The 25,753-nt window shown below is 41.3% G+C and carries 30 protein-coding genes; 2 read left to right on the top strand and 28 right to left on the bottom strand.

Annotation, left to right across the window (positions count from 1 at the left end; translation table 11 throughout):
- Positions 1 to 11 precede the first annotated feature (11 nt).
- Both MKY52_RS25990 and MKY52_RS25985 read right to left on the bottom strand, forming a co-directional pair.
- A complete protein-coding gene (locus MKY52_RS25990; RefSeq protein WP_341055635.1) occupies positions 12 to 1,466 on the bottom strand; it encodes a DHA2 family efflux MFS transporter permease subunit in 1,455 nt (484 codons plus the stop codon).
- A 49-nt stretch (positions 1,467 to 1,515) separates the two neighbouring features.
- Positions 1,516 to 2,085, bottom strand: a complete 570-nt coding sequence (locus MKY52_RS25985; protein WP_341054449.1) for a TetR/AcrR family transcriptional regulator — start codon at positions 2,083 to 2,085, stop codon at positions 1,516 to 1,518.
- 162 nt (positions 2,086 to 2,247) lie between these two features.
- On the opposite strand from MKY52_RS25985, the gene MKY52_RS25980 reads away from it, so the two are divergent.
- Positions 2,248 to 2,682 carry a DUF4395 domain-containing protein gene (locus MKY52_RS25980; protein WP_076286396.1) on the top strand — a complete coding sequence of 145 codons (435 nt, stop codon included), beginning with the start codon at positions 2,248 to 2,250 and terminating at the stop codon, positions 2,680 to 2,682.
- 3 nt (positions 2,683 to 2,685) lie between these two features.
- Here the strand turns inward: MKY52_RS25980 and MKY52_RS25975 are convergent, their stop codons facing one another.
- The 20 genes from MKY52_RS25975 to MKY52_RS25880 form a co-directional block, all read right to left on the bottom strand.
- A complete protein-coding gene (locus tag MKY52_RS25975; protein WP_042187799.1) occupies positions 2,686 to 3,219 on the bottom strand; it encodes a hypothetical protein in 534 nt (177 codons plus the stop codon).
- Positions 3,220 to 3,322: 103 nt separating this feature from the next.
- Complete coding sequence (locus MKY52_RS25970; RefSeq protein ID WP_341054447.1) at positions 3,323 to 4,198, bottom strand: serine/threonine protein kinase; 876 nt, start codon at positions 4,196 to 4,198, stop codon at positions 3,323 to 3,325.
- A gap of 22 nt (positions 4,199 to 4,220) precedes the next feature.
- Entirely contained in the window at positions 4,221 to 4,478 is a 258-nt protein-coding gene (locus tag MKY52_RS25965) for a GNAT family N-acetyltransferase (RefSeq protein WP_341054444.1), read from the bottom strand.
- Between the two features lie 89 nt (positions 4,479 to 4,567).
- Positions 4,568 to 4,837: a PQ-loop domain-containing transporter gene (locus MKY52_RS25960; RefSeq protein WP_341054443.1), complete on the bottom strand. Its 270-nt coding sequence runs from the start codon at positions 4,835 to 4,837 to the stop codon at positions 4,568 to 4,570.
- Positions 4,838 to 4,924: 87 nt separating this feature from the next.
- On the bottom strand, positions 4,925 to 5,899 hold the full coding sequence (locus MKY52_RS25955; RefSeq protein ID WP_341054441.1) for an ROK family protein: 975 nt from the start codon (positions 5,897 to 5,899) through the stop codon (positions 4,925 to 4,927).
- 106 nt (positions 5,900 to 6,005) lie between these two features.
- Entirely contained in the window at positions 6,006 to 7,514 is a 1,509-nt protein-coding gene (gene pdxR, locus MKY52_RS25950; RefSeq protein ID WP_341054438.1) for a MocR-like pyridoxine biosynthesis transcription factor PdxR, read from the bottom strand.
- Positions 7,515 to 7,547: 33 nt separating this feature from the next.
- Positions 7,548 to 7,859 carry an AzlD domain-containing protein gene (locus tag MKY52_RS25945; RefSeq protein ID WP_042187788.1) on the bottom strand — a complete coding sequence of 104 codons (312 nt, stop codon included), beginning with the start codon at positions 7,857 to 7,859 and terminating at the stop codon, positions 7,548 to 7,550.
- On the bottom strand, positions 7,856 to 8,599 hold the full coding sequence (locus tag MKY52_RS25940) for an AzlC family ABC transporter permease (RefSeq protein WP_341054434.1): 744 nt from the start codon (positions 8,597 to 8,599) through the stop codon (positions 7,856 to 7,858). The genes MKY52_RS25945 and MKY52_RS25940 overlap by 4 nt, the downstream gene beginning before the upstream one ends.
- 147 nt (positions 8,600 to 8,746) lie before the next feature.
- Positions 8,747 to 9,850, bottom strand: a complete 1,104-nt coding sequence (locus tag MKY52_RS25935) for a PRK06851 family protein (protein WP_149644340.1) — start codon at positions 9,848 to 9,850, stop codon at positions 8,747 to 8,749.
- Positions 9,851 to 9,941: 91 nt separating this feature from the next.
- Complete coding sequence (locus MKY52_RS25930) at positions 9,942 to 10,397, bottom strand: NUDIX hydrolase (protein ID WP_341054430.1); 456 nt, start codon at positions 10,395 to 10,397, stop codon at positions 9,942 to 9,944.
- A 154-nt stretch (positions 10,398 to 10,551) separates the two neighbouring features.
- Positions 10,552 to 11,319: a (S)-benzoin forming benzil reductase gene (locus tag MKY52_RS25925; RefSeq protein ID WP_341054427.1), complete on the bottom strand. Its 768-nt coding sequence runs from the start codon at positions 11,317 to 11,319 to the stop codon at positions 10,552 to 10,554.
- Between the two features lie 160 nt (positions 11,320 to 11,479).
- Positions 11,480 to 12,100 carry a thermonuclease family protein gene (locus MKY52_RS25920; protein WP_341054426.1) on the bottom strand — a complete coding sequence of 207 codons (621 nt, stop codon included), beginning with the start codon at positions 12,098 to 12,100 and terminating at the stop codon, positions 11,480 to 11,482.
- A 171-nt stretch (positions 12,101 to 12,271) separates the two neighbouring features.
- The gene (locus tag MKY52_RS25915) at positions 12,272 to 13,450 is read right to left on the bottom strand and encodes an MFS transporter (RefSeq protein WP_341054424.1); all 1,179 of its coding nucleotides are present in this window, start codon (positions 13,448 to 13,450) and stop codon (positions 12,272 to 12,274) included.
- A gap of 82 nt (positions 13,451 to 13,532) precedes the next feature.
- Positions 13,533 to 13,844, bottom strand: a complete 312-nt coding sequence (locus MKY52_RS25910; protein WP_060624147.1) for an ArsR/SmtB family transcription factor — start codon at positions 13,842 to 13,844, stop codon at positions 13,533 to 13,535.
- A 47-nt stretch (positions 13,845 to 13,891) separates the two neighbouring features.
- A complete protein-coding gene (mraY, locus tag MKY52_RS25905; protein WP_341054423.1) occupies positions 13,892 to 14,845 on the bottom strand; it encodes a phospho-N-acetylmuramoyl-pentapeptide-transferase in 954 nt (317 codons plus the stop codon).
- Between the two features lie 321 nt (positions 14,846 to 15,166).
- Entirely contained in the window at positions 15,167 to 15,796 is a 630-nt protein-coding gene (locus MKY52_RS25900; RefSeq protein WP_341054421.1) for a hypothetical protein, read from the bottom strand.
- Between the two features lie 114 nt (positions 15,797 to 15,910).
- Positions 15,911 to 16,654, bottom strand: coding sequence for an ABC transporter permease (locus MKY52_RS25895; RefSeq protein ID WP_179085851.1), 744 nt, complete (start codon positions 16,652 to 16,654; stop codon positions 15,911 to 15,913).
- Between the two features lie 48 nt (positions 16,655 to 16,702).
- Positions 16,703 to 17,452 carry an ABC transporter permease gene (locus tag MKY52_RS25890; RefSeq protein WP_042193809.1) on the bottom strand — a complete coding sequence of 250 codons (750 nt, stop codon included), beginning with the start codon at positions 17,450 to 17,452 and terminating at the stop codon, positions 16,703 to 16,705.
- A gap of 127 nt (positions 17,453 to 17,579) precedes the next feature.
- Complete coding sequence (locus tag MKY52_RS25885; protein ID WP_042187774.1) at positions 17,580 to 18,635, bottom strand: ABC transporter ATP-binding protein; 1,056 nt, start codon at positions 18,633 to 18,635, stop codon at positions 17,580 to 17,582.
- A 78-nt stretch (positions 18,636 to 18,713) separates the two neighbouring features.
- On the bottom strand, positions 18,714 to 19,493 hold the full coding sequence (locus tag MKY52_RS25880; protein ID WP_076286411.1) for a GTP cyclohydrolase II: 780 nt from the start codon (positions 19,491 to 19,493) through the stop codon (positions 18,714 to 18,716).
- A 194-nt stretch (positions 19,494 to 19,687) separates the two neighbouring features.
- Here MKY52_RS25880 and MKY52_RS25875 point away from each other — a divergent pair, with 194 nt between their 5' ends.
- Positions 19,688 to 20,014 (top strand): winged helix-turn-helix transcriptional regulator, encoded by a 327-nt coding sequence (locus MKY52_RS25875; RefSeq protein ID WP_042127276.1) that lies wholly within the window; start codon positions 19,688 to 19,690, stop codon positions 20,012 to 20,014.
- Positions 20,015 to 20,105: 91 nt separating this feature from the next.
- Here MKY52_RS25875 and MKY52_RS25870 read toward each other — a convergent pair whose 3' ends face one another.
- The 6 genes from MKY52_RS25870 to nagE all read right to left on the bottom strand — a co-directional run bounded on the left by MKY52_RS25870 (position 20,106) and on the right by nagE (position 25,731).
- The gene (locus tag MKY52_RS25870) at positions 20,106 to 20,990 is read right to left on the bottom strand and encodes an ABC transporter permease subunit (RefSeq protein ID WP_341054419.1); all 885 of its coding nucleotides are present in this window, start codon (positions 20,988 to 20,990) and stop codon (positions 20,106 to 20,108) included.
- Positions 20,987 to 21,949 carry an ABC transporter ATP-binding protein gene (locus MKY52_RS25865; protein ID WP_341054417.1) on the bottom strand — a complete coding sequence of 321 codons (963 nt, stop codon included), beginning with the start codon at positions 21,947 to 21,949 and terminating at the stop codon, positions 20,987 to 20,989. The genes MKY52_RS25870 and MKY52_RS25865 overlap by 4 nt, the downstream gene beginning before the upstream one ends.
- The gene (locus MKY52_RS25860; protein WP_341054414.1) at positions 21,946 to 23,067 is read right to left on the bottom strand and encodes a hypothetical protein; all 1,122 of its coding nucleotides are present in this window, start codon (positions 23,065 to 23,067) and stop codon (positions 21,946 to 21,948) included. The genes MKY52_RS25865 and MKY52_RS25860 overlap by 4 nt, the downstream gene beginning before the upstream one ends.
- A gap of 53 nt (positions 23,068 to 23,120) precedes the next feature.
- Positions 23,121 to 23,639: a sigma-70 family RNA polymerase sigma factor gene (locus MKY52_RS25855; protein WP_076286416.1), complete on the bottom strand. Its 519-nt coding sequence runs from the start codon at positions 23,637 to 23,639 to the stop codon at positions 23,121 to 23,123.
- Positions 23,640 to 23,812: 173 nt separating this feature from the next.
- Positions 23,813 to 24,130: a hypothetical protein gene (locus MKY52_RS25850; RefSeq protein WP_042187762.1), complete on the bottom strand. Its 318-nt coding sequence runs from the start codon at positions 24,128 to 24,130 to the stop codon at positions 23,813 to 23,815.
- 146 nt (positions 24,131 to 24,276) lie between these two features.
- Positions 24,277 to 25,731: an N-acetylglucosamine-specific PTS transporter subunit IIBC gene (gene nagE, locus MKY52_RS25845; protein ID WP_341054412.1), complete on the bottom strand. Its 1,455-nt coding sequence runs from the start codon at positions 25,729 to 25,731 to the stop codon at positions 24,277 to 24,279.
- Positions 25,732 to 25,753 lie beyond the last annotated feature (22 nt).

The raw sequence follows: 25,753 nt of genomic DNA, 5'->3' as shown, positions 1-25,753 counted from the left end.
AAATTTAATGATTAATGCATTGGTGTATTCATTTTATGATTAACGACTACTCTTTTCACGAAGAACGCAAGAATTAGACCTACAATCGCCATACTCATTCCGAAAATAAATGCATTTTGTACACCTTGCGTGAATGCAGGCAACATATTAGCTGGATCTGTTGGATCGGCCACAGTCTTCATATAACTCTTAGAACCTGCGGACATAATGCTGACTGCTAATGCAGTACCGATCGCACCAGCAACCTGCTGCAATGTATTCATGATCGCTGTACCATCTGGATATAATTCTAACGGTAGCTGGTTAATTCCGTTGGTTTGTGCAGGCATAAATACCATCGACACACCAATCATAAGCGTACTGTGAAGTACGATTACGAATACGACCGTAGAAGCTACAGTAATACTGGAGAAGAACCATAAAGCTGTAGCTGCAATAATCAGGCCTGGAATAACGAGCCATTTGGGACCGTATTTGTCGAACAGTCGACCCATGATTGGGGACATCAATCCGTTAATAATCCCCCCAGGAAGTAGCAGCAAGCCTGCCTTGAACGCTGTATACCCTTGACCCTGTTGAAGATACATTGGAAGAATCAACATGGATGACAGGATAACCATCATACAAATAAACACCATAGCCACACCAATGGAGAACATTGGATATTTAAAAGCTCGCAGATTAATCATAGGCTGCTTCATCTTCATTTGGCGCAAACCGAACAATAAGAGTGATACCACACCTACTGCTATAGCTATGATCACTTTAGGACTTCCCCATCCGGCTTCTTCACCAGCGCTACTGAAACCAAACACGATCCCACCAAACCCGATTGAAGATAACACTATGGAGAGGATGTCGATCTTCGGCTTCGTAACCTTCGTTACATTCTGCATGAAGAGGATCCCGAATATCAAAGCGATCACCAGGAATGGCAGTGACAGCCAGAAGATCCAGTGCCAGCTAAGGCTTTCAATTAGAAGACCGGCAATAGTAGGACCGATCGCTGGTGCTACCATGATAACCAACCCTATCATCCCCATCGCGGCACCCCGTTTTTCAGGAGCAATGATAATAAGGATCGTATTGAACATAAGTGGTAAAAGAAGCGCTGTACCCATTGCTTGTACCACACGCGCTGTTAATAGGAACTCAAAACTAGGTGATACTGCAGCTAAAAACGTTCCAAGTATTGAAAAACATAAAGCAGCAACAAACAACTGTCTAGTCGAGAACCACTGAAGCAGCATACCCGAAATCGGTACTAAAATTCCCAGTGTAAGCAGATAAGCCGTCGTCAACCATTGTGCTGTTGCTGGAGTAATTTGAAGGACATTCATAAGATCACTTAAAGCTACATTCAGTGCGGTTTCACTGAACATTCCGATAAATCCTGCAAGTAGTAAAGAGACTAGAATCGGAATGGTTTTAAACTTCTTTACTTCCTTTTGTTGCTTTCCTTGCATAGTTGCTTCCACTCTTAATCCCCCTGATGTTCTTATCTATTGTCTATCTCTAACCAAGTATTGCTGGGATAATCTTCGCCGCCGCGAGAAGCGGCTGTTCATCCCGTAAAGTCAGCGTCTGGAGAAGCGCTCCTTCAAATAATGAGACTATTACTGAAGCCTTATCGGCTGCAGTGTTACTCTCCACACCTTCTTCCAGAAGGCGTTTCTTGATCACATCCTGCAAATCCATAAACACAGATTTACATGCAGTCCGCAGCTCCTCACTAATACAAGAGGTCTCCGCCGCTAACCAAAAACTAAATGGAACAATCCCCTCAAATGAAGATTCCACTGCATCCATAGCCATGCCTAGAATAAATTCCTCCATTGCTTCAGCTGCACTATTGCTGCTCTCTATATGACAGTTCAGTTTCTGAGCGACTGTTAGACTAGTCCGGTTAATGCATGTTAAAGCCAGCTCTTCTTTACCGTGGGGGAAGTAATAATAAAGAGATCCCTTCGGTGAATCGCTGTCTTTAATAATCTGATTTAGTCCTGTTGCATGATATCCCTGAGAAAAAAATAATTTCGAAGCGGTGTCCAGAATCGCCTCACGCGTATTCGGCTTGTTCGACAAGCTGACACTTCCTTTGCATTATAACAATTGGTCTACATAATAAAACCATATTTTTAAGAGATATGTCAACATATAAATTACTTAAATTCAAAGTAATCTACTTCCCATTCCCTCAACCTCAGCGTATACTATAATTATTCCAATGAGAAAGGTGTGAATAAAATGCATGTCGTGCCCAAAGGAATTCCACGACCATTAGTAAAGACTAATCAGGCGTTTATCGTCATTTCTGTAATATTAACATGGCTAACAGGACAGCACTGGATTCTTGCGCTGCCCTTGTTTGCCGGATTGCTCGGACTCTTGTTCGGTTATAATCCCATCATTAAACTGGCTGCTAAGTTTCTGACAAAAGAACGTTCGCACTATGTACTCGAAGACTGGTCACAGCAACAGTTTAACCAAACGATTGCTGTCTTCTGCCTCACAGGTGGTCTGATCAGCTTCATCGCAGGGTGGACGATTGCTGCTTATATTTTCACAGCGCTAGTTGCAGTGGCAGCCACTGTTGCGATACTTGGTTTTTGCATCGGATGTTTTATCCATTACCAGTGGAGAATGTACAATTACAGACGTAAACAGAGCAGCACACATTAAATCTTAATCTTTTTCTTCTCCAACAACATCCCAGCGATGGCGAAATTTTAGTAGCCTTGGATGAAGTGATGAAGGTGCAGATGGCAACAATAAGCGGATTTTTACAATCCACTCTTCAAAAGAGGAGTAAGACGCAAACTGATTTGCCACCTCAGGTGTTAAATACAGAAAAATCGGCGAAGGATAGATTTCTGCAAGATGCCGAAGCGCGGAATCAAGCGGAGTATATTTCTTTCGCTTTCCCTCCAAACTCTCAACCGTGATGAAGCTAAGTCCTTGCTCCCTCTTCCATTCATGCAGCCGGTCCTCACGCTTATAATAAGCGCTCACCGGCTCTTTGGTCATCCGTCTGACCGTTTCTTCATGAAGCGGATACAGCACTAGCTTAGTGAAACGCCGATCGGTGGCCGTTTTTGCCGCGATTACAAGCTCCTGATCTGTTATATGTTCAAAAGAATCGTAAAACACTAACGTCCCTTTACGTTGTTCAACCGGTGGCTCATAGCCGTAGGGAACATGCTGAATGTCTCTTTTCAATGAAATCCCTCCTGCTTGTTCTATTTATAAATCATATCATGTGACAATAGCAGGGCTATCATTCTTATCTTGCAACTTAAGCAGTTCTCACTTCCCACCTACCTCAAACAATTCCTGCTCTATCCCAAGCTAATTTAAATTCCGCTACACTCTGATACCGCTGCTCACGCTCCAGTCTAACCGCCCGTAAAGCAATATCGTAGTGCGCTTGGCTTGCTTCCCATTTTGCAAATGACCGGTCGGAGGCTCCTCCTAAAAGAACAAATGCTGTTGCGCCCATATTGAATACATTGGTAACTTCATCAATCGGTGCACCCAAGATAAACTCTTCCGGTGACTTGAATCTCGATGAGCCCCAGAAGTTATCTCCCAGGTCATTTACAGTTGGCTTAGCTCTATAAAAATCAATATCACAAATCCTTGTTTCATCGTTCACGAAATTATAAAGAATACTTCCATCGTAAAAATCGACAGCGACATAACCCTGCAACTCAACATGTTCATGAAATGCAAAGATTACGTCTAAGGACGCTAAACGTTTTTCAATAGATAATTGCTTATAGCGGTAAAAAGGCGATTCCGGATGGTTCAGCTTAGCTTCTCCCGTAAACAGCCAATGCGAATGTAAACATTCACCTTCAAACCATTCAAACACCGCTGCATATCCCGCTCCAACTTCAAAATGTGACACCAGAGAGATCAGCGCTTCAGATTTAAGCTCATTATATAACGGAATAGCTTTAATCAAATTATCAACAGCATCCGAGAGGTTCCCATCGTAAGTCAAAGGCTTTGCACCAGCAAATTTCACAAAATACTTCTGACCCTCCTTCTCCACACCAAAAGAAAGATTTCCCGAGTCCTGCTGATCGAACACTTTGAACACCCTGCCAAGTTTAGATAACCAAGCAAAATCACAAGGCTCTTGCAATTGAAAAGTTACTGCATCGATTTCGTATGTAAAATATTTTTCGCTCAAATGTACCTCCGCATTTACTAACCTAAGTTAGCTCTATTTTCATAAAGATTCGGGCGATGATTGTTTCATGAGGACCTGTTCTTTTGACAATTTCATACGGCTTAAACCCTAATCTGGAGTATAATAACATCCCTTTAGTATTCACATTATGACAAGCTAGATGCAACGCTTGAAGCTGTAAGTCCTCTTTAGCAGCAACAAGCATGGTACGAATCAAATACTCCGCGGCTCCCTTACCTCTATAATCGGGTGAAACAATAACATTTCCTAGCCAGTACAAATCTTGTTCTTGTCATATTGCGGCATAATCCGTAGATGCGGCTTTTCGATAACTGTACGTCATTCCGTTTCCTTCCTTCTTAACTTCAATCATGATCTTGCTCGATATTTAAGCACTAGAATAATAACCAGCAACACAACACATAAGGACATCGTATTCGTAATCAAAAAAGCTAAACCTACTCCCGTAATCGCCAAACTTATCGCGTATGCTTCCATTAGACTAATCCCGAGCAGCATAAGTAAATACGACTTCAAATTTAAATCGGCTACGGATTTTGATTTAAGGATTTGAATAATTTGAGGAATCCATCCCAAAGACAGGATCACCCCACCTATTAATTGCATGATTGCAAACATATGAGCACCTCCACGGATTTTATTACTGTTGTATTCCGGGCGGCTCCATCTGGTTCCAGTTCATACTAAATTAACAACTATTTTTAGCTACTCTGCTTCTTTAAGCTTACTATATGCATAAGAGGCGGCTCCAATCGTTCCGGCCCGACTCCCAAGCTCTGCTTGAACAATTTCACACTTACTGCCGGATAGCTTCAACACATGCTGGCTTACAGTTTCTCTTACAGGTTGGAGCAACTTATCGCCCGCTGCTGCCATCCCCCCACCTACAATAATAAGATCAGGGTTGAGCATATTCACTACATTCGCTAATCCAAAGCCAAGTATAGTCCCTGTCTCCTGCATGACCTCCATAGAGAGAGCGTCTCCGAGTTCGTAGGCTTCAGATATCATTAGCGCGGTAATTTGCTCTTCTTGATTATTTGTCCAGGTCTGAATCATGCTGGTTTGGCCTTCCTTCAGCTTCTCTTTAAAAGTGTTCACCATGCCAAGCGCGGAGACATATCGTCCCAAGCAGCCCGAGCTCCCACATTTACAAGGTCGTCCGTTTCTATACATATTCATGTGCCCAATTTCACCAGCGCTATAAGACGTGCCGTAGATTACTTTCCCGTTGTTCACGATACCCGATCCTAAACCCGTTCCCAAAGTAATCAGAACTAGATTGTTGTAACCTCTGCCTGCACCTTGCTGCCATTCTCCATACAGATTAACCCTTACATCGTTATCAATGAAAATAGGGAAATCATAAAACTTCTTCATCTCGTCAACAACATGTACTTGCTCCCACCCCGGAAAATTAGGTGAGAAAAAAGAAATACCGGCTACCGGATCAAGTAATCCGGGCACTCCGATTCCCATACCTTCTACTAAATCTAACGAAATATCCGCTTCAACCGTAATCAAACGTACAGCTTCTCTAATCCGTTCTAGTACATGTAACGGGCCTTTAGCTGCCTCTGTAGGCGTAGATATTTCTTTTACAGCTATAAAATCGAAATCGTAAATTCCTGCTTTGATATTCGTTCCACCGAGATCAATTCCTATAATGTAGCGTTTCATAAGAACCTCCAGAATTAGAAATAACTTCACCTTTCATTATGAATGTCTGAAGGCTGAAACTATAGAGGGAACATACAAGTTATATGATAAAGTTCCAACATTTCTATTACAAATGACTACTACTAACTGTCGCTTCTACTTCGGCTAACATCAATCTGTTCACACCCATCTTAATCTGATTCTCAGTAAGATTAGAATAGCCTAGTAGAAACACTGGTCCCTTAGGTTTACTCTCCAGAAAATAAGAGGATGCAGGATATACACGAACTCCGTAACGGAGCGCCACTTCAGCTATACGATTCTCTTCGGCATCCGACTCCAGCTCAATCAGTAAGTGCAGCCCCGCTTCCTCGCCATAATATCGCACTCGACTCCCAAATTCAGTATTCAAGCTATTTACGAGACAGGCTCTACGAGAGGCATACAGCTTACCCATCTGTGTAACATGCCTTGCATAGTGACCATTCTGAATAAATTCAGCTAACGCTTCCTGATCCAAAGCAGAAGACATGCGATCTGTAATCCATTTAACAGCTAAAAAAGGTTGAAGCAAAGCCGGAGGCAGCACAACATAACCTATCCGCAGAGAAGGAAATAATACTTTACTAAAGCTGCCTACATAAATGACTCGACCCTCAACATCTAGACCAGCAAGCGCGGATAATTTCGGACCCTCGTACCTATATTCACTGTCATAATCGTCTTCAATAATAAAAGCATGATTAGCTTTCGCCCAATCCAACAGCTGAACTCTTCGTTTCAAGGACAGTGTCGTCCCAAAAGGAAACTGGTGAGAAGGCGTAACATAGACTAGCTTTGTCGATTTTTTAAGATTACCTTCTTTATCGTTATCACTATTTGTCTGGATCTCTTCCACACAGATGCCATCTTGATCTACTTTAACAGGTATGACCTCTACCCCAGCAAAAGAAAATATTTCACGCACAACGCTATGTGAAGGATCTTCAACAATGACTTGATCACCTTTAAATAAGAAAATCCTCGATAAAATATCAAGAGCTTGGGTAGCTCCAGAAGTAATCACGATTTGTTCTGGAACAACGGGCATAGACCGCGTGGAACGTAATAAACGAGCAATTTCTCGGCGTAGTCCCAGTGAACCCTCCGCAGGGCCATAGCCTAAAGTATCCGGTGAAGCGCGGCGGCAAGCATTCATTAGAGCTTTTTGCCATTGATCCATAGGAAACGCATCCCAAGCAGGTACACCATGTCGAAAATCGCAAAATACCGGGTTCAAATGATCAACTTCTCTAGTAGAAGGAGGATTAAGCGTAAGGATATCAGGTCCCTTCGTTATAAAATTGTAAGGGCTCTCATAATCTTTTGTAACTTTCTCCTCCAACGTCAACTCCGCAATAAACGTTCCCGCCCCTTTTCTCATCTCCAGATACCCTTCTGCCTGTAGTAGCTCATAGGATTGAAGGACCACGCTTCTGGATACTCCAAGCTGATTGGCCAAAGTTCTAGACGGAGGCAGGGGGTCCCCCCCGCTTAAAGCTCCTGAATGGATAGCATTTCGAACTTGCTCGTAAATTTGACGGCTAAATGGTATCTGTCGTTCTTTATCGAGTGTGATCAGCAAATCATGCTTCATAAGAGGTCCTCCCCTTCTGTTCCGACTTTTGATTTAAAAATATAGGGTTAGCATTTTTACGAGTATTGCTGCGGAAACAGAGCCTAGAATCACGAAGAGCAGCGGAATTTTTCTAATTAATACCAGTATAACAGCGACAGTCCCTGATGCGATACCCACAAGATTAACATCTGGGTCTACCTGAATGATTCCAGGCACCGTTAACGCACTAAGAACCGCTATGGGCAAATACTCCAGTAGCGCTTGGACTTTGGAAGAACCATTTGTATGGTTCGTAAGCAGTAAAGGCACAAAACGAAATAAAAATGTAATAACAGCCATACCTATGATGATTAATATAGTCATACGGATACCCCCTTCTCCGCTTTGACTTGCCCTTTAATTAAGGAGCCCACTGCCATGCCGATCAACATAGCTATAAGAATCGAAGAGTTTCCCAGCAAAGGATTCAGTAGCCAAGATGATCCTGCAGCTGATATACATATAGCCATATTCCGTAAGCTGCCTTTCAATTGAGGTACAACAAGTGCAATTAGTAAGGCATATAATGACGTGTTTAGCGCCGGTAAATATAAAGCTGGGATATAGGAGGCAAGGGTGATCCCCGAAGCTGTTGCTATCAGGTTAGCGACATAGGGAGGGATTTGTAGGCCTAGCAGATAAGGAAGTCCTAATGGCTGGTTCATTTTTTCATTCTCCGTTTTACGATTTACTCCTTCTCGAGGGATCATACTAACGGCATATACCTCTTCTGTTAAACTGAAGCCAATCCAAGTTCTCGCTAGTACCCTGATGTTACGATTTAACTGCCCTCCAAAGGATAAGCTGATAAACAAATATCTGAAGTTAATGATCAGAGTAAGCAGTAAAATCACTGGAGCGGCGGCTCCTGCGGCAAGCATTTTTACACCGATAAATTGACTTGCCCCCGCAAATACGAGTGCTGACAATAAGAATACTTCCAGACTTCCTAGACCTAACCCCTTACCGACCAATCCAAACGTAAAGCAAGCTGGGATAAATCCTGCAACAATTGCGATAGAATCTTTTAGCCCTGTTCTAAACATTACTTTTTGATCATTCATAAGTTTCTCTCCCTTATCGTTGTTACTAGAGAGAGCATACTTGGATACAGTTCCAGTGGAAATAACCACATTGGTGCGTATGTACCATACCAATTTCTTTTCTCACAAAAAAAGACCGCCCTCTAGAGAGCGATCTTAAATGTAGGTTTAAACCTCCAGTGGACTTTCAACAATCTCGTTGATTTCCTCTAAAATCTGCGATTTAATCTGGTCTACTCGATCAAAATTCAGGGTAGAAGTATAGATTTGCTTTAATGCAACTAGGAATACTTTTGCGTCTGTAAGATGTTGTGTGGATTGTTTCATGGTACTCGAATATCGCTCTTTAATGCCGGCTATAGCTTCGGAATATTCTTCATCTGTACCAGGCAGTATACAGCGGGAATACATATCGACGATCTCGTCGGTTGCCCGATCTGGGTAGTACTCATGTGGAGCCGTACTATCAAAAATAGCAAAGCCAAGCTCACGCACAATAATCATATCAAGGCTATTAGGATCGAATCCACAGTGGTAAATCTCAACATCGAAACCACGTTTGATGCCTTCAGCCGCTATTTTCTTCAATAGTGTAGATTTTCCAGAGCCCGCACGTCCTTTAACCAGATATCTTTTTAGTCCTGAGGTTAGATTAGGAACAAAATCCACTGCCCCCTTAGGCGTCGCCGCACCTAAAAAACGATGATCTACCCGGCTGGATTTTTCAGATTTCTGATCACCATACAAAAGCTTAATATACTCCTGTGTCAGCTCGTCGGCTGCTTGAAAATCCATTTTCGCGATATAAATTGCTTCCCATTCGTCATGAATGCGAAGAGCTTCAGCAAAGCCAGCATAAGCCAATTCATGTTCTTGTTTAATGGCTCCGACTAAATTATCGATCTCCAACTTCTGCTGGCACAACTGGAACTGATCAGCGGCCTGCTCCAAATCTACGAATACGATGGACTCTTCAGGCAGTTCAGGGTTTATTACTCGCGGAGCTGTTCCATCCACTATTCCTATATTTAATTTGGGAATAATCACACCGTCGAATGAATCGTTATCTGATGCAGTGTGGATGAACCAGATCTCATAACCTTGTTGATTCAACTGCTCTCCAATTTCTCTAATCAGTTTGGTCTGCCCCGTACCTGGGCCTCCTTTTAAAACATATAGACGCGTTAAATTTTGCAATGACGACTCATAGAGGCTGTAAAAGCCGTGAGCCGTATTCCCGCCAGCAAAGAAATTGAGGATTGTTCCGTTCATAATCGCACACCTTTCCGGGCTAATGTCATGGTTCATATTTCATCGTATTATGGTTCCCTGGGAAAGGTGACACTTTAAGTGAGATGTGATCTTACTTCATAAAACGATCCATAAATCTCTTAATGACTGAAACATCAGGAGGTGACAACTCGCTAGGCAATTCTCCATAATTAAAAAAACGGACTTCTTGCACTTCAACTCCATCTTCTTTAAGCGCACCGTCAAATTCCGTACATAGATAAGCGGCTACAACATTATATACTTCATCACCGTTTGGATATTTGTAATAAAGCTCTTGTCCAGAAAACATGTCGAACAATTCAAGTTCCTTGGCCTGTAAACCTGTCTCCTCAAAAAGTTCCCTTTTAGCAACCTCTTCCAAAGTCTCCCCAAGCTCCATCGAGCCACCTGGCAACCCCCAGCAACCGTTGTCCGTTCTACGTTGTAATAGTAATTGCTGCTCGCTACACAACAAAACACAGGCTCCTGCCATAATAAGCGGCCTGCTACCTACTAGTTTTCTTAGCTCCATAATATAATTGCTCATTACACAGCATCCTTTTCCTAAATGGCTTGTTTTTTTGTTCTTTTCCAGAAATTCATCTTCAGTAAGTCCAGATCCGATCATCATCCTGCCAATAATAAATGCTGTAATCTATATCTCGCATAATACACTCCGAAAAGTAGTTATTTTAGTCTGTTTATATACTTAAATGCTGTTGAAGTTTTGAGTAATCATAAATATCCACAACTGCACCGTGTTCAAAATTAGGCTTAAACAAAAACTCAATGATTTGTTGTGCTGTTTCCTGTGCTGTTGTGAGCATCCCAGTATCCTTAACCACCTCAAATATCTCTGCTGATGGAAATGTTGATTTATCCTGGCTTCTAGCCTCTTTTTGCAGATTGGTATCAATCATTCCTGGCCAGATCGATACAATTCCAACTGGTGTTTTGGAGTGATTCTGTTCTAGTCCCACACATTGTGAAAAAACATCTAGTCCAGCTTTCGCTGCTGAATACAGACTCATGCCAGGATGATGATTTTTAGCAGAAGAGGATGATATATTTAAGATCCTTTTGTCGATTAGATGACCATTTGTATGCTTTATAAACATTGAGGTTAGTATAATGGGAGCTAATAAATTCACATTTATATTTCCCATTATTTCATCAACCCTAGCTGTATCAATAAATGAGACAGGAGCAATCATTGAAGCGTTATTAATAAGGTAGATTCCCTCCGCTTTTGACACGTCAATAGAATTGAAAATACTCCCCATCAGAGATTCAATCAGATGAATGTGATTCAAATCAAACTCATAGTAGGTTATATTACTACTTTTGCTCACTAAACTCTCATTTCTTTCACGTGAGATACAAAACAGATAGTGATCAGGAGAGACTAATTGTTCTGCTATTGACTCTCCAATTCCTCTTGAAGTCCCTGTAATAATGAAGTATTTCATAAGGGCAATCCTCCTCGAATTGTAACCTGATACTAATACCAACTACTAGAGTATCCCATTTAAAGAATCGCCTTGTCAAATACATCCATTCTGTGTATGTTCTCCCTAATATAAAAAAAGCTACCTCATGGTAGCTCTATAAATCCTGATTACTTGATATTTATTTCGTTTTTGGAACATGAAAACCATTGTTTTGCGCGTAATTTTCAATACTCCAGATGCCGATTCCCTGCTCTCTTGCTTTATCCTGTATAGCTCTAAATTGATCTACGTATTTCGTATTAGGTGCAAATACATATGCCACACGTGCATAACCCTGCTCTAGCAGAAGCTCATTAAACATTTTGCCATCGATATAGAGATAACAGAGTAGACGACCATATTTATCTCGTTCTGATACATCTAGTTCAATTTGCACATCTTTATTAGTAAGCATCTTTTTGGCATAATCAGAGGCTTCTATCGAAAATGGCTGTGGCTCAGGAATGTTCGGATTAACGGATTCAGGGGTATCGACTAGTAGCAAGCGTACTGTTTCTTTTTTACCGTCGATAGTCAGCTTCATGGTGTCACCATCAACTACCCGTGTTACCTTAGCATCTAATAAACGTCTGTTATCCTCTTGTGTATTCTTTGCAGTATGGCTAGGACTTGTTGTTATAGATGGAGATGGAGCTTGAGCTTGATCTGGAGTAGACTGCTCGGCGAAAGTACAAGCGGTAGCTGTTCCGAGTATGAGGGTGATGGCTAAGCAGATTTTTAATAGATACGTTTTATTCATGGATAAACCTCTTTCTTATACATATGTAATAGCTTCATGGGGTCTAATTAAAATAAATCAAAATAGTAAAAAACACAAGTTTGTAATACTTAATATTGAAAACAACGACAGCTATGTATCAGAAAAATAAGATACATGGCTGTCGCTGTTTTAATAAATTCATAATCTCCGTTAATCACCCAGCTTAGCTTCTGTTACGTTTAAGTTAGAAATTTTTATTTTGATTATGATCGATAAGAAAGCAAGCAGGGAAAACATAATTCCGATCCAGATGAGTTGATGTATTCCTTCATGAGAAATAAACCAACCACCGATAGCAGTCCCTATAGTAATTCCAAGGTTGGAAAATGAAATAAACAAGCTGTTACCGAATTCGGGAGCTTCTTTTGCCTCGGTCGTTAACCATGCTTGACTGACAATGAGTCCGCCGGAATGCACTGCCCCCCATATGATTATGATAATAACCATCGGAATGAAATAAGATCCTAGATAATAAACGAAGAGGTAAGTTACCGCATATAGCAGAGGAAACATGATGACGGTCTTTGGAATGCTTTTATGCAAAAGGCCCCCAAATAAAAAATTCCCAAAAATCATGACTATACCAAAGGCCATCAACATGATACTAATCCATGATCCATTCATATGTGTTACTTGACCAAGATACTCAGCGAAGTAACTATATACAGAAAACATAGCTGCAAAGATAAAAATAACAGTCACAATATTTAACCACAATAGGGGTTTGCGTAGTATACCAAGCTGCTTGCCATAAGACATTTTTTCTTTAACAGGCATGGAAGGAAGCCAAGCGAGTATCCCTAAAAAGGCAATTATACTTACAACAGCACCAAACAGGAAAGCAACTTCTAATGATATTTTGTCCGCGAGATAAGAAGTCAAAGGCACACCAAAAGCAAACCCGACTGTGATTCCGGCGAAAACCTTTGTAACTGCTTTAGTACTCTTTTCTGGTGGGACAAGTTGAGCAGCGGTCACAAGAGCAACTGAAAAAAAGACAGGATGAAAAATAGCAGGGATAATACGAAAAATCAGCATTACTTCAAACATTGTTGTATAAGCGTACACAACATTTGAAATTGCAAAAATAAGTACAGCCGTTAATAGAATAACTTTACGATTAATACCAGAAGCCAGTAATGTTAGAAATGGACCAGAAATGGCAACAACTAAAGCAAATATACTTACAAGCCATCCAGTCTGTGAAGTCGATATATTAAATTTTTGAGTTATCTGCGGAAGAACACCTATAATTCCCATTTCCGTAGTGATAATACCAAATACACCTAAAGCCAGAATAATGATAAGCAACGGGTTAATCTTTTTCATTTTTAAAATAATCCTCCATTTATATTTACATATACAGATTTGTAGATATGTATTATCAAAAAAAAGTCTTCCCTCCTCTCATTTATAGTTTCTGTTTAATATACTCGGAAAATTCCTGAATTGTCTTCTCGTTCCGACGATAGTACGTCCACTTCCCAATTCGCTCAGATTCCAACAAACCAGCTTTTTGCATTGTCAACAAATAACTCGAGATAACAGACTGTGCAAGTCCCGCTTTAGCTTGAATATCTCCCACGCATATTCCAGTTCGAAAACTAAGGCCTTGTTGTAAATAAGGCTTCTCATCAAAGAATTCCTCTGGAGTTTTTAACCACATCATAATCTGACTACGCGTCTCGTTAGACAAAGCTTTAAATATCACTAAAGGTTCCATGCATTTTATTATATCTACTTTTATAGATTTGTAAATGCAAAATTTATTTAGTGCATGAGATATTTCCAAATTAACCAGCAAATCAGTACGGATACCCACGAAATGAAACCGAATATAATCACGATTTTGTTTTCGCTCCATCCATATTTTAAGCTGAAATGGTAATGAATCGGAGCCATTCGGAACAGCCGCAGCTTAGTTCGTTTATAGTACCAAACTTGTAATATGACCGACAACTGCTCCGCAAAATAGACGAAAAACAAAATCGGAATCAAAAGCTCGACCTTCTCAATGACAGCTAAAATGGAAAGAGAGCCACCGATCGCCAGCGATCCTGTATCGCCCATAAACGCTCTTGCCGGGTAAATATTGTAAAGGAACAGCCCCAGCAGACAGCCAATCATGACAAGGGAAAATGTCTGCACTTCAGGTTTGTCCGAAATCATAAAAAAGAAAAAATACGTTGGAATGGCTACATTGATCAGTAGCCCATCAAGACCGTCCGTAAAATTGATGGCATTTGCGGAGCCCACCACAAACAGCAAAATGATTCCGACATAAAGGTACAAAGGCAATTGCAAATAGTGCCCTTGAAATAACCCAATATCGCTCGTCAGGCCGAACGAATGGAACAACACATACAAAATGGTTCCAGTAAAAATAAATTGTAACACTAGCTTTGAGCGACCGGTGATGCCGGACGGATTTTGCCAAAAAGCCTTTTTGAAATCATCGAGAAATCCGACTGAGCTGAACAACAAAAACGTGACGCATAAGAGTAACATTAGAGGTCCGGGATGAAACTGTAACGAGATCGCTATCCCGATAAGCAGGACCAACCCTGCCATAAGCGGTGTACCACGTTTGGCCTGATGATCCGCTGGTAACTCGGAGCGAATTGGCTGCGTTAGCCTCAGCCTGTGCAGTGTCCAGATCAACAACGGCGTAAATATCGCCACTAGAAGAAAAGACAGGCCGGAAATAGCCATAATTCCAAACATATAATAAACTGCCCCCTCTTTGAAAAACAATATTTTAAAACTTCCACTCCAAATACTCTACTCTGGAACCTAACTCACACTCACGAAATTGATTTGAGAGTTATTAAGATCGCTTGAATTATGTAAAGTTTTATCCCTCTCACTTGTATCTTTAGTAAAATGATATATGTAAATAAAACTTTGATAAAGAGAAAGTATTCTGTTTTTATTTCCTATTTTTGCTCCTCATTAAGAAATACTTCCGATCAAAAAATAAAGGACTGCCTATCGGCAGCCCTTCATTTTTTTCGCATCCCTCTCTGTTTTCAAATCGATAATTACCTAAGAGTCTAGCTCTGCTAATTCCTGAAGGATTTTCTCAATATCACCATCAGGATTTAACGCTTTAATCATCTCTTTCGTAATAGCTGCACCCTCATAAACTTGTGCAACAACCTCTAAGGGGAGTGTGAGTTCAAAATAACCTTCGGCAAATTCCACAAAATCCTCAGCTGTGCGGAAAATAGTTCCTAGCAAAAAGTCCGAACCATCTTCTGTCCCCGCTGGAATCTCTACCTTCCCCTTTTGCCACGTCAAGTCATTATTTCCACGCCAAAAACAAAAAGTAACATCATCCTTAGTTATCGCCTCATCTTCCAGTAAAGACAATAGTGAGGTCGGGACTTCTTCATAGATTCCTGGCCAAACTTCATGTTCATCGCGCGCATATGGACTTACTTCTGACTCATGATCAAATCCTTTAATTATCGTTCCTTGAGGTGAAAAAATAATAAACAAATGATCACCTGATCCATTGTCAATCGATGCTAAGGAAACATTCTTATCGAATTCAGAAACAAAACTATGATAGCGAAGCCATTCCTCTGGACATAGGACAATATTTAGAGAAGCAAATATTTTCATGAGTTTTTTTAAGTTTTCGGGTGATGGTAAAATATTTAACACATTCATTTATGATTCCTCCCCATTGTAGTTATTAATGATTTTAGCATATTCATGAATTAGGAGTGAAAAAAAAGACTACCCGAAGGTAGCCTTTCCAACTTAAGAAGACACTAGCTTAGCTTAAGATCCCGCGCCCTTATATCTTCTAACTCCATAACTCCAAGCTAACAGACCAATCCCAAGGAATATCGCACCTACAACAGGTGTCATCAGCGCCAGGCTCGTCATTTCTTCACGCTGCAGGAAGAGCGCTGCTGGATAAACTCCGACGAATGCAAACGGGATAATCCAAGTTAGAAGTACCTGAATAGCACGATTGTAAATCGTTACCGGATAACGGCCATAGGTCTGAATATTGTACATTAGAGGAAGAATACCCGTTGGTGCATCGGAATAGAAAGACAACGAAGTCAATGTTGTATAAATTCCAGTATAGATGGCGACGGCACTTAATGTAAGAATGATCAGAGCCGGTATCGTCCACCATTCAAAGGGAAGACCCAGATTACTACCACTGATGGCCATAATAATAATACCTATGAATGAGCCCATTAGTGCTGGTGGATCAACATTTTCCAAAAAGATCTGGAACAGATTATGCGCCGGACGTGTCAAAATACGGTCCATCTCACCTTTGACGATGTAACGCTCACTGAATCCCCATAGATTCACAAAACAACTAAACACCCCAAAAGGCACCATAAAGAACCCATAAACGAACACTACTTCGTTCTGATTCCAGCCGCCAAGGCTATCCGTATGCATGAAGATTACTAGTATAAAGATAAAATTTGTAGCCTGAAAGAGCAAATCTGATATGACCTCTACCCAAAAATCGGCGCGATAGGTGAGCCGGGACTTCATATAGTTCTTAATGTATTCAATTAATAATCCAAGGTAATACACGTTTCCTCAACCTCCCTGCACGAAGAGACGCTGCCGCGCCGCATGATATAACCAGACAATTGGAATCAGTAATGCCAGGAACCAAACAATCTGTATCCCCAGTACATTCCAAATCCCAACCCCTTGCACCCGTCCTGTAAATACAGAACCCGGCAAGTAAGTAATCGCCTGAAACGGCAGCACCTTAAGTATAGAAGATAGCCAGTCAGGAAACAGACTGATCGGCACGATCAGACCAGAGAACAGATCAACAATTACCCGCTTCATACGCATCATGCCCTCATTATTCTCAACAAAAAAAGCCGAGAGCCCAGTAATAATATTGATCTGTGAATTAATCAAAAAGCTGAAAAAGAGCATTACAAGAAAACCCGCCCAAGCAGATGGTGCTGTCGGTAATTGAACCGGGAACAACAACATCGCTATAGCCATACCCGGAATCATAAACAAGAGAAAGCGGAACATTCCCTCTCCGAGTCCTTGCATCATTTTGACTAAGACATAGTTATAGGGCCTTATAAACTGGATAGCGATACTTCCGTCTCGTATATCCGTAGAAATCTCACGGTCTAGATTATTAAAATAAAACGCACGAGCCATCCAAGAAACAGCTACATATGACGTCATTTGTGTTGCGGTAAAACCACCAAGTGAATCCCCATTACCATAGATTGCCATCCACGTGAAATAGTTAACCCCTATATTCAGTGAATAGATAAGAATACCTGAATAGTAGTTAATTCGATAAGCAAGCATGGTAAGGAACCGGATTCGTATAAAATCTAAGTACGCCCCAAATAGTAATCTACGACTATTCTCTGGAGGACCACCTGAAGACGAACTTCCTGAGGACGAGGACATAGCTGTTGAAGCATTAAGCTTATCAGACATGTAAAGCCTCTCTTTCATCCTTCAGAGCGGCAGCTTGTTTCTCTGGTTTATCCGCAGACCCGGATTGATAAATACTGCGAACAATATCGTCCGTATTCGTCTCAATGATTTTGATATCAGTAATGTCGGCTTTCCCTACTACCCGTCCCAAAACATCGGATACATTTATATCCAGTGGTATCCAAACCGATGCTCCAAGATCGTTGTCTGCAGACCAAGTAACCGGCATCCCTTCAGTCCAAAGCTCAAGTAATTGCCGTTTCGTTGCATTTCCGAATTGAAATTGAACTTCACGTCCGGTTCCCCAGCGCTGTTTCAGATCTTCTAGTCCGCCGTCATAAATAATTCGACCATCATCAAGCATAATCACCCGCGAGCAAAGGGCTTCAATATCTTGCAGGTCATGTGTAGTCAACAGTATGGTCGTTCCATGCTCACGGTTCATATCTTTAAGGAATTCACGGATCTCTGACTTCACCACAATATCTAAACCAATGGTTGGCTCGTCCAGAAATACAATCGAAGGGTTATGAAGTAATGCTGCGACTAATTCACAACGCATCCGCTGACCGAGACTGAGCTTACGAACAGGACGATTCAGTAGTTCTTGCAACTGCAATCGTTCGACCAATTCATCCAGCCGTTTCTTGAAGTCTTGTTCAGATACCCGGTATACCTTGCGCAGCAGCTGGAAGGATTCAATGACCCCAATGTCCCACCATAGCTGGCTGCGTTGCCCGAACACTACACCGATATTCTTCACGAATTTCTCGCGCTCCAAATAAGGAACATACCCACCCACCGTAAGATTTCCTGAAGTGGGTACGAGAATGCCCGTGAGCATTTTGATCGTGGTTGATTTCCCAGCACCGTTCTCGCCGATATAACCACAAATCTCACCTTCGGGAATGGAAAAGGAAATATCCTTCACAGCAGTTACTTCCGTATACTCCCTTTTAAACAAATCAGCGAAGGCCCCTTTGAGACCTTCGCGGTTTTTTTGTACTTTGAATGTTTTGCGTAAGTCTTGTACTTGAATAGCAGTCATATTGTACCTCACTAAGCTTAAAGTTGGGTTCCAGTAACCCATTATAATTGAAGAAGTGCAAAAGCACTACCTCAATTTTTACTTAGCCAGTCTTCCTACAATTGGATTCGCTTCTTTCACTGCCTCTAAATGTCCTGAACGAGCCACTTTGGTGCGTAAGTATTTCTCGTTAAAAGAAGATACATCTCCCCACAGCGGTACTCTTTTCACAGCATTCATACCTGCAGTCTTGAGTGCTTCCAGTTTCTTCGGATTGTTCGTAATTAACGTGACTGGTTTATGACGTAGATGTTGTAGAACGCTAATCGCTTCTTCATAATTTCTTGAATCATCAGAAAAACCCAGCTCTAAATTAGCCTCAACTGTATCGTATCCTTCTTCTTGTAAAAGATACGCTAAAGATTTGCTAAACAGTCCAATGCCTCTACCCTCATGGTTAGCAAGATAGAATAACGCACCTGAACCGTGCTCTACGATCATTTTCATGGACTGATGCAGTTGGAAGCCACAATCACAACGTTTGCTGCCAAAAATATCGCCGGTATGACAAATGCTATGCATCCGAATCAATGCTTCATCTGAGCCTTCGAAATCACCATATACTAAAACACTGGATTGCTGACCATCTGCGAGGCTCATGGATGGTAACTTTGAAATCAAAGCGGCTGTTGCTTCACTATTATCACCAAGAAGCTCTGCATCCGTAGTGTTCAGCCAGTTGTACCATTTAAAAGTAACAGTCTCTCCGTCTAAATTCACGGGTAAAGTAATCGGTCCAACTAATATATTTGTACTGTTTTCTAAAGGAATTCGAGTAATTTTATTTTGTAGGATAGAAATAATATCTGGTTTAATCATGGGTACACCTTCCTCAATGTCCATCGATGCTTAGCAGTAGCTAAACTTAAGGATCGAATATTAGTTAAAATATAAGTAACTATTTGTAAGTAAGTTTATCATTGTAATATAACTTCGTCAAGTTATAATATATCTTTAAATATTTATAATTACTTTATGTAAGTTTATGATATAATGAATGTCGAGGTGATATTATGAATGATTTCAACATGTGTCCTCGCTTTGAAAAAGCGGTAGACTTGCTAAGTAAACGTTGGGTCGCGCTGATCGTTTTCGTGCTTATGCCAGGTCCACGTCGTTTTGGCGAAATAGAAAGCTGTCTGTCCAATCTAAGTGGTAAAGTGTTATCTGACCGATTAAAAGAAATGGAAATCGAAGGTATTATTGAGCGAACCGTATATCCAGAAATGCCAGTACGCATTGAGTACTCCCTTACTCCAAAAGGAACCGCGTTGGCTCCTATACTTGGTGAAATTGGAAATTGGTCAACAGACTGGATTGAGCTTGGTGTTACAAATTAATCCGACTTATACTAACTTGAAGAGCCCTTTTTGTTCCGTAAATCCGGCAACAAAAAGGGCATTTTAAGTTCTTCGAAATATTGTTAAACTGCTATAGATCCTTCCGTTGAAAACGATACAATCCGATTAAGAACGCTATTAGTGTATAGAGGATCGCATAGACGATAAATGAATTAGATGGGACTGAGGTGAAGTTATCTAGCCCAAATAGACTATTGGAAGCGTTAAACATCCCGTTCATTTCGTTAATACTAAACAGTTCAGCAGTCATTCTGCGCTGTAACCCATCTACAGGCATAAGTAAGGACATTATACCCGTCATATTATTTAGAGTGCTAAGTGCTTCGGGCTTAGATAATAATGAACTACTTACCTTGTCAATCATTCCTCCTAGCCATCCTGCTCCATAAAGCATCGTCATAAAGACTCCATTCCCAAGGGCTGAGAAGAATCCTGAACCCAGCATAGAAACAGTTATTAGCAACGGTACGATGGAAGAAAAGAGCAAAAATGATTTGAATAACGCTAATCCATCTCTTGGAATTGCGGTATGGGCTTGCGTAATTAGCAATATAGAAACAAATAAAATAAGTGCATAACCTATTCCTAGTGTTACATAACCAAGCCAGCGACCTGCGTACCATTTCCATCGTGGAATTGGTCTTGGAAGCAAGGCTTGCATCACTCCCTGCTCTGCCTCACCTGAAATGGCGGAAAACGAACTAAAAATAGCTAAAAAAGCAATTACAAATGCTCCGAAGAAAAATCCAAACGATAAAATAAATAAACCATTTGTAAAACGAATAAGGAGTTCTTCTCCGCTAGGAAAACTCGATCCGTGAGACATAGAACTTTGCCCGATCGTACCCGCAATAAACCAAAACCCAATAAGAAAGACCACGGTCATAATTAATGTCAGCACCATTACTCTTTTGCGCATCAGTTCTTTCCAGGTCATACCCATTATAATTCTCATTCATGTTCACCTCTGTGGCTTAGTCCTGATACAGCATTCATAAACCACTCTTCTAGACGTTCTTGCTGATGTGAAACTTCATATAAGGTCATCCCTTGTTCTATAATCAGTGTATTCAGCCAACCCACCTGCTCTTCACTTTCCAGCTCCGCTTCCAACCAAACCCTACTACTGTCTATGGATTCTTCGGTATGGGAAGACACCCGGATCTGCAAGCCTGTCTGATCTTTTAGCCACGACAATAAAATAGGCGCATAGCCGCCTACTTTAAATCGCCAGCTCATACGCTTGTTTAACACCTCGGACACTTTACCATGCCGGAGAATAACTCCGTTATTTAGTAGCGCCATTCGGTCGCAAAGTACTTCAACATCCTCTAACAGATGAGAGTTTAGAAATATCGTAACCCCTTTTTCTTTTAGATTCTGTAATATACGCCGGACTTCCTGACGTCCGATTGGATCTAGTGCCGATGAGGGCTCATCCAAAAATACGATAGCCGGCTCATTAACAAGTGCACAAGCTAAACCCAGTCTTTGCTGCATTCCCTTAGAGTAATGCTTCACTCGGTCACGTCCACGCTTACCTATTCCAACCTCATCAAGAAGTTGTGGAATTCTCTTATCTGCTACAGACCGCTGCATTCCGCATAGTCTTGCATGCAGCCTCACAACCTCCTCACCCGTTAGCCATTCCTGATAACGGTACAATTCGGGTAAATAACCGATTAGCGATTTAGCTTCTAGCGAACCAATCTTATGCCCGAACAGAGTTCCACTGCCACTTGATGGATGTATAAGTCCTACAAGCATTTTTACAAAGGTGCTTTTACCTGCACCGTTAGGGCCGAGGAAGCCAAAGGCTTCCCCTTTCCCTACAGTAATACTTACATCTCGACAACCGCGCCCGTTATCATATTCTTTAGTTAGGGACTTGGCTTCTATTGCTGCAGTACTCATGATTCAATCAGCTCCTGAACCTTGGTCATAAGCTTCTCTTTACTCGAATAGAGCTCACCTGACAAATTGAATAGCTGTCCATCCTGAATCCATGTAGCTTGATATACAGGACCGCGGCTGTATTCATAATTGTCAACGATGACTAAAGTGTCACCCACAGTTATTTGCTCCGTATTTTCACCAGCGATTAACGGCATTGGGATTTCTCCGGATAAGACTCTGCTTTGCATTAAGCTAGTCTTCAAGTAATCTGGGAGCAGTGGGAAATTCATTACAGCTTCCAAAGCCTCTTCCACTTTAATAGAAGGATCAACGTTAAGTACAGGTGCATTCATCTGCGACAGACTTGCCCAATGCGTTTCGTCAGATGAGAGATTGTAATTCACAAATTCCGGGATATGAAGTGTAATTGGTTTACCGTCAATCGATTCGGGCAGCAGATGTTCTGCTCCAATTTTTTTCAGGGCTTTGTTCACTTCGTCCACTTTCAGATTAAGCGTGATATCTTGTGAAGCACCCACCGTAACTGAATTATGCCCTTCCACTAAAGCAGCTGTTTTCGCTGGATAACCTAGGGTAGCCTTCAGTTGATCCGCAGGCAACTCACCAATGTAAGCCCCGCTAGCGTTTGTAAACTCACCGAATTGATTAATTGATCGATTAAGTTCACCGTCTTCAGCCACCTGTGTAAAAATATTACGCAGATCACTCTCATGAACAACCGTAACCTGTTCCATCCGGAACTGATTCAGAATGGATGCCATTGCTGTGTTTCCAATTGGGGTCGCGAGAATGACTGCAAAAACAGCTACACTCGCAGCTACAACTCCTAGCTTCCGACGACGGTTCATACGCAGTCGACGCGGACGTTGTACTTTCTTATCATGGGTAGTTTCAAGTATGTCCTGTACTACCGTTGGAGTTGACTCTGATTCAAGGTTCTCTAGATTTTCTGGCTGACTTAAGTTAACAGAATCCTCAACTTGGGCTTCCGTATTTTGACTCCATTTTGCCCATTGAGGATTATAAGGCTCATTCTCTAACTTACTCTGCAGCTTGACCCAGGCTTCGTCTGTACTTTGCTTATCTTTATCTTGCTTTCCTGAATAGTTACTCATTATTATACCTCCTGATTTTAAAGATTACTTCGTAACTTCTCATCAAAAGAAGTCTACTTCGTCTGGGGTATCGCCTTCGTTGCATTTTGTCTTAGTTTCTCTGTCGCTCGGTGAAGCAGGGTCCCTACTACTGGAGGCCTTACTCCAAGCTCTCCCGCGATTTCCACATAACTGTACCCCGAGTAGCGAAGAAGAAGCGCTTGTCTGTCTCTTTCAGGCAATTCATTCAGCCAGATGTGTACATCTTCCTGATCTAGCTTACTAATTATGACTTCTTCACCTGAAGGGGGAGATTCACTAGCATCATAAAGCTGCTCTTGTTTATTCTGCAGTCGCCGTTCCCTTGCTTTTTTGTCCAAATAATCATATCCAATACGAGTTAGGACTCTATGAAGCCAGGCACCCAGCGCTGCTGGATCATCTGGTGGATTACGGTACAATCTCAGAAAAACTTCTTGAGCTAAATCATCAGCCGCCGATTCATCACGTACCAAAGCGGCAAGCTTACGGCGGACAACAGGGTAATGTTCATAAAATATTGTTTTAAAAATTTCAGATTCCGGAATTTCCATCGTGTAAATCCTCCTTATCAGCTGCAGCTATAAGTAAGACGACTGTCAGTACATTTTTGTATCAGAATTCTTCATAATTATCATAATCCATTATAAAACATACAAAAAGACAGCCCCTAATTAATAAGGTAACTGTCTTCATTATTGGTCTTACCTATCTGTTTTGATTCCAATTATCGAATTCGAATATATCGGTTAAGAATCTTTTTGGACAAAATACTCCGCTCCAGCTTAAGCTCCAGCAGCTGTTCTTTCCAATGTAACACTTCATCTGATTCTTCATTCTTACGCAGCTTCTCAAACAACTTCATGATCAATATGTTAACGGAATCAAACCGTGACCATAATTCTATCACACTTTCTTCTTGAACCTGAGGTTCTTCCGATACTGTGTTAAGATTCTTTAAGCTCTCTATGATGTCAGCCTGCCACTGTCCATCGTTAATTGCTTTGGCATAATTTAAAAGGTCCAGATAATCGTCGACTGACATATGTACCGACTCCTTTGTATGGTTATACCAAGTATTATACTAGGTATTATATATATTGCAACACTTTATACCTGTAAGTATACAAAAAAACAAGGGCTAGTATGCGGACTAGCCCTTGCTAATAAATTTAAACGGAGTACGTTAAGTTATAGTAACTTCTCGATTTCCTCTTTGTATTGCTCCGATTTCGGACCAAATACGATTTGTACAGCACCTTGACCAAGTCTCATTACACCCGAAGCACCGAGTTGTTTCAGAGCGGAATCTTTAACGGCTTTTTCGTCTTTAACGATCAGACGAAGGCGTGTAATACAAGCATCGATATTTTCGATGTTTGAAGGTCCGCCGATGTGCTCAAGAATTTGAGCAGCCTTGGAAGAAACAGCTGAACCTGTTCCGTTACCTCCAGTAGGTGCTACAAGCGCATCATCATCATCTTCGCGACCAGGGGTCTTAAGCTTGAACTTCGTAATGATAAAGCGGAACAACACATAGTACAGAACGAAGAAGCACAGACCTACAGGGATAAGAATCCATGCATTAGTGGATAGTTTCATGTTCACCAGGTAGTCAATCAAACCAGCGGAGAAGCCGAAACCAAGCTTAACATCTAGAATGTACATTAACGCCATAGAGAAACCAGTAAGTAAAGCATGCACTAAGTACAGTACTGGTGCCAAGAACATAAAGGAGAATTCAAGGGGTTCTGTGATCCCTGTTAAGAAGGAAGCGATAGCAGAACCGATAAAGATGGAAGCAACCATTTTACGTTTTTCTGGTTTAGCTGTATGAATAAATGCAAGAGCTGCACCTGGAAGCGCAAACATCATGATTGGGAAGAAGCCTGTCATAAACATCCCAGCTGTTTTGTCTCCAGCGAAGAAGCGATACAAGTCACCGTGTACCAATTCACCAGCTGCATTCGTAAAGTCACCAATTTGGAACCAAGCAATCGTATTAAGTACGTGGTGAAGTCCAATCGGAATCAACAAGCGGTTAGCTGTACCAAAGATGAAAGCTCCAACTGCACCCAGGGATACAACCCAGTTTCCGAAATCACTAATTACGTCTTGAATCGGACTCCAAATCATTCCAATTAATACGGCAAGAACCATCGTGGATGCTGCGGTAATAATTGGAACAAAACGTTTACCAGCAAAGAACCCGAGCCAATCTGGCATCTTTATATTGTGATATTTCTTATATAGAAATGCTGCCCAGGCACCGGCAAATATACCCCCAAGCACACCCATATTCAACACTACATCATCATTGATGAAGGAGAATTGAAGTGGTACGACAGCTAGTATCTTAGTCAGTACCATATATGCAATTACAGCTGACAAGGCTGCTACAGCGTCCTTGGCAAATCCAATGGCAACCCCGACAGCAAATATCAAAGCAAGATTTCCGAAGATCGCATTCGCACCGGCATTTAGGAATGGAGCAAAATATTGATTCAGGAATCCCCCTACTGTAGCTCCTAGATGCAAATCTTTTTCATAGTTAAGCAATCCAAACCCTTGAAGAATAGCTGCCGCTGGCATAGTAGCAACTGGAAGCATAAGCGACTTACCTAATTTTTGTAGAAAAGCCAACATAACAATATCATCCTTTCGATTC

The organism is Paenibacillus sp. FSL P4-0184 (genome assembly GCF_038004625.1).
Taxonomy (GTDB): Bacteria; Bacillota; Bacilli; order Paenibacillales; family Paenibacillaceae; genus Paenibacillus_AQ.
The sequence above is the reverse complement of the archived record's forward strand: the minus strand, read 5'-3'. Positions and strand labels throughout refer to the sequence as shown.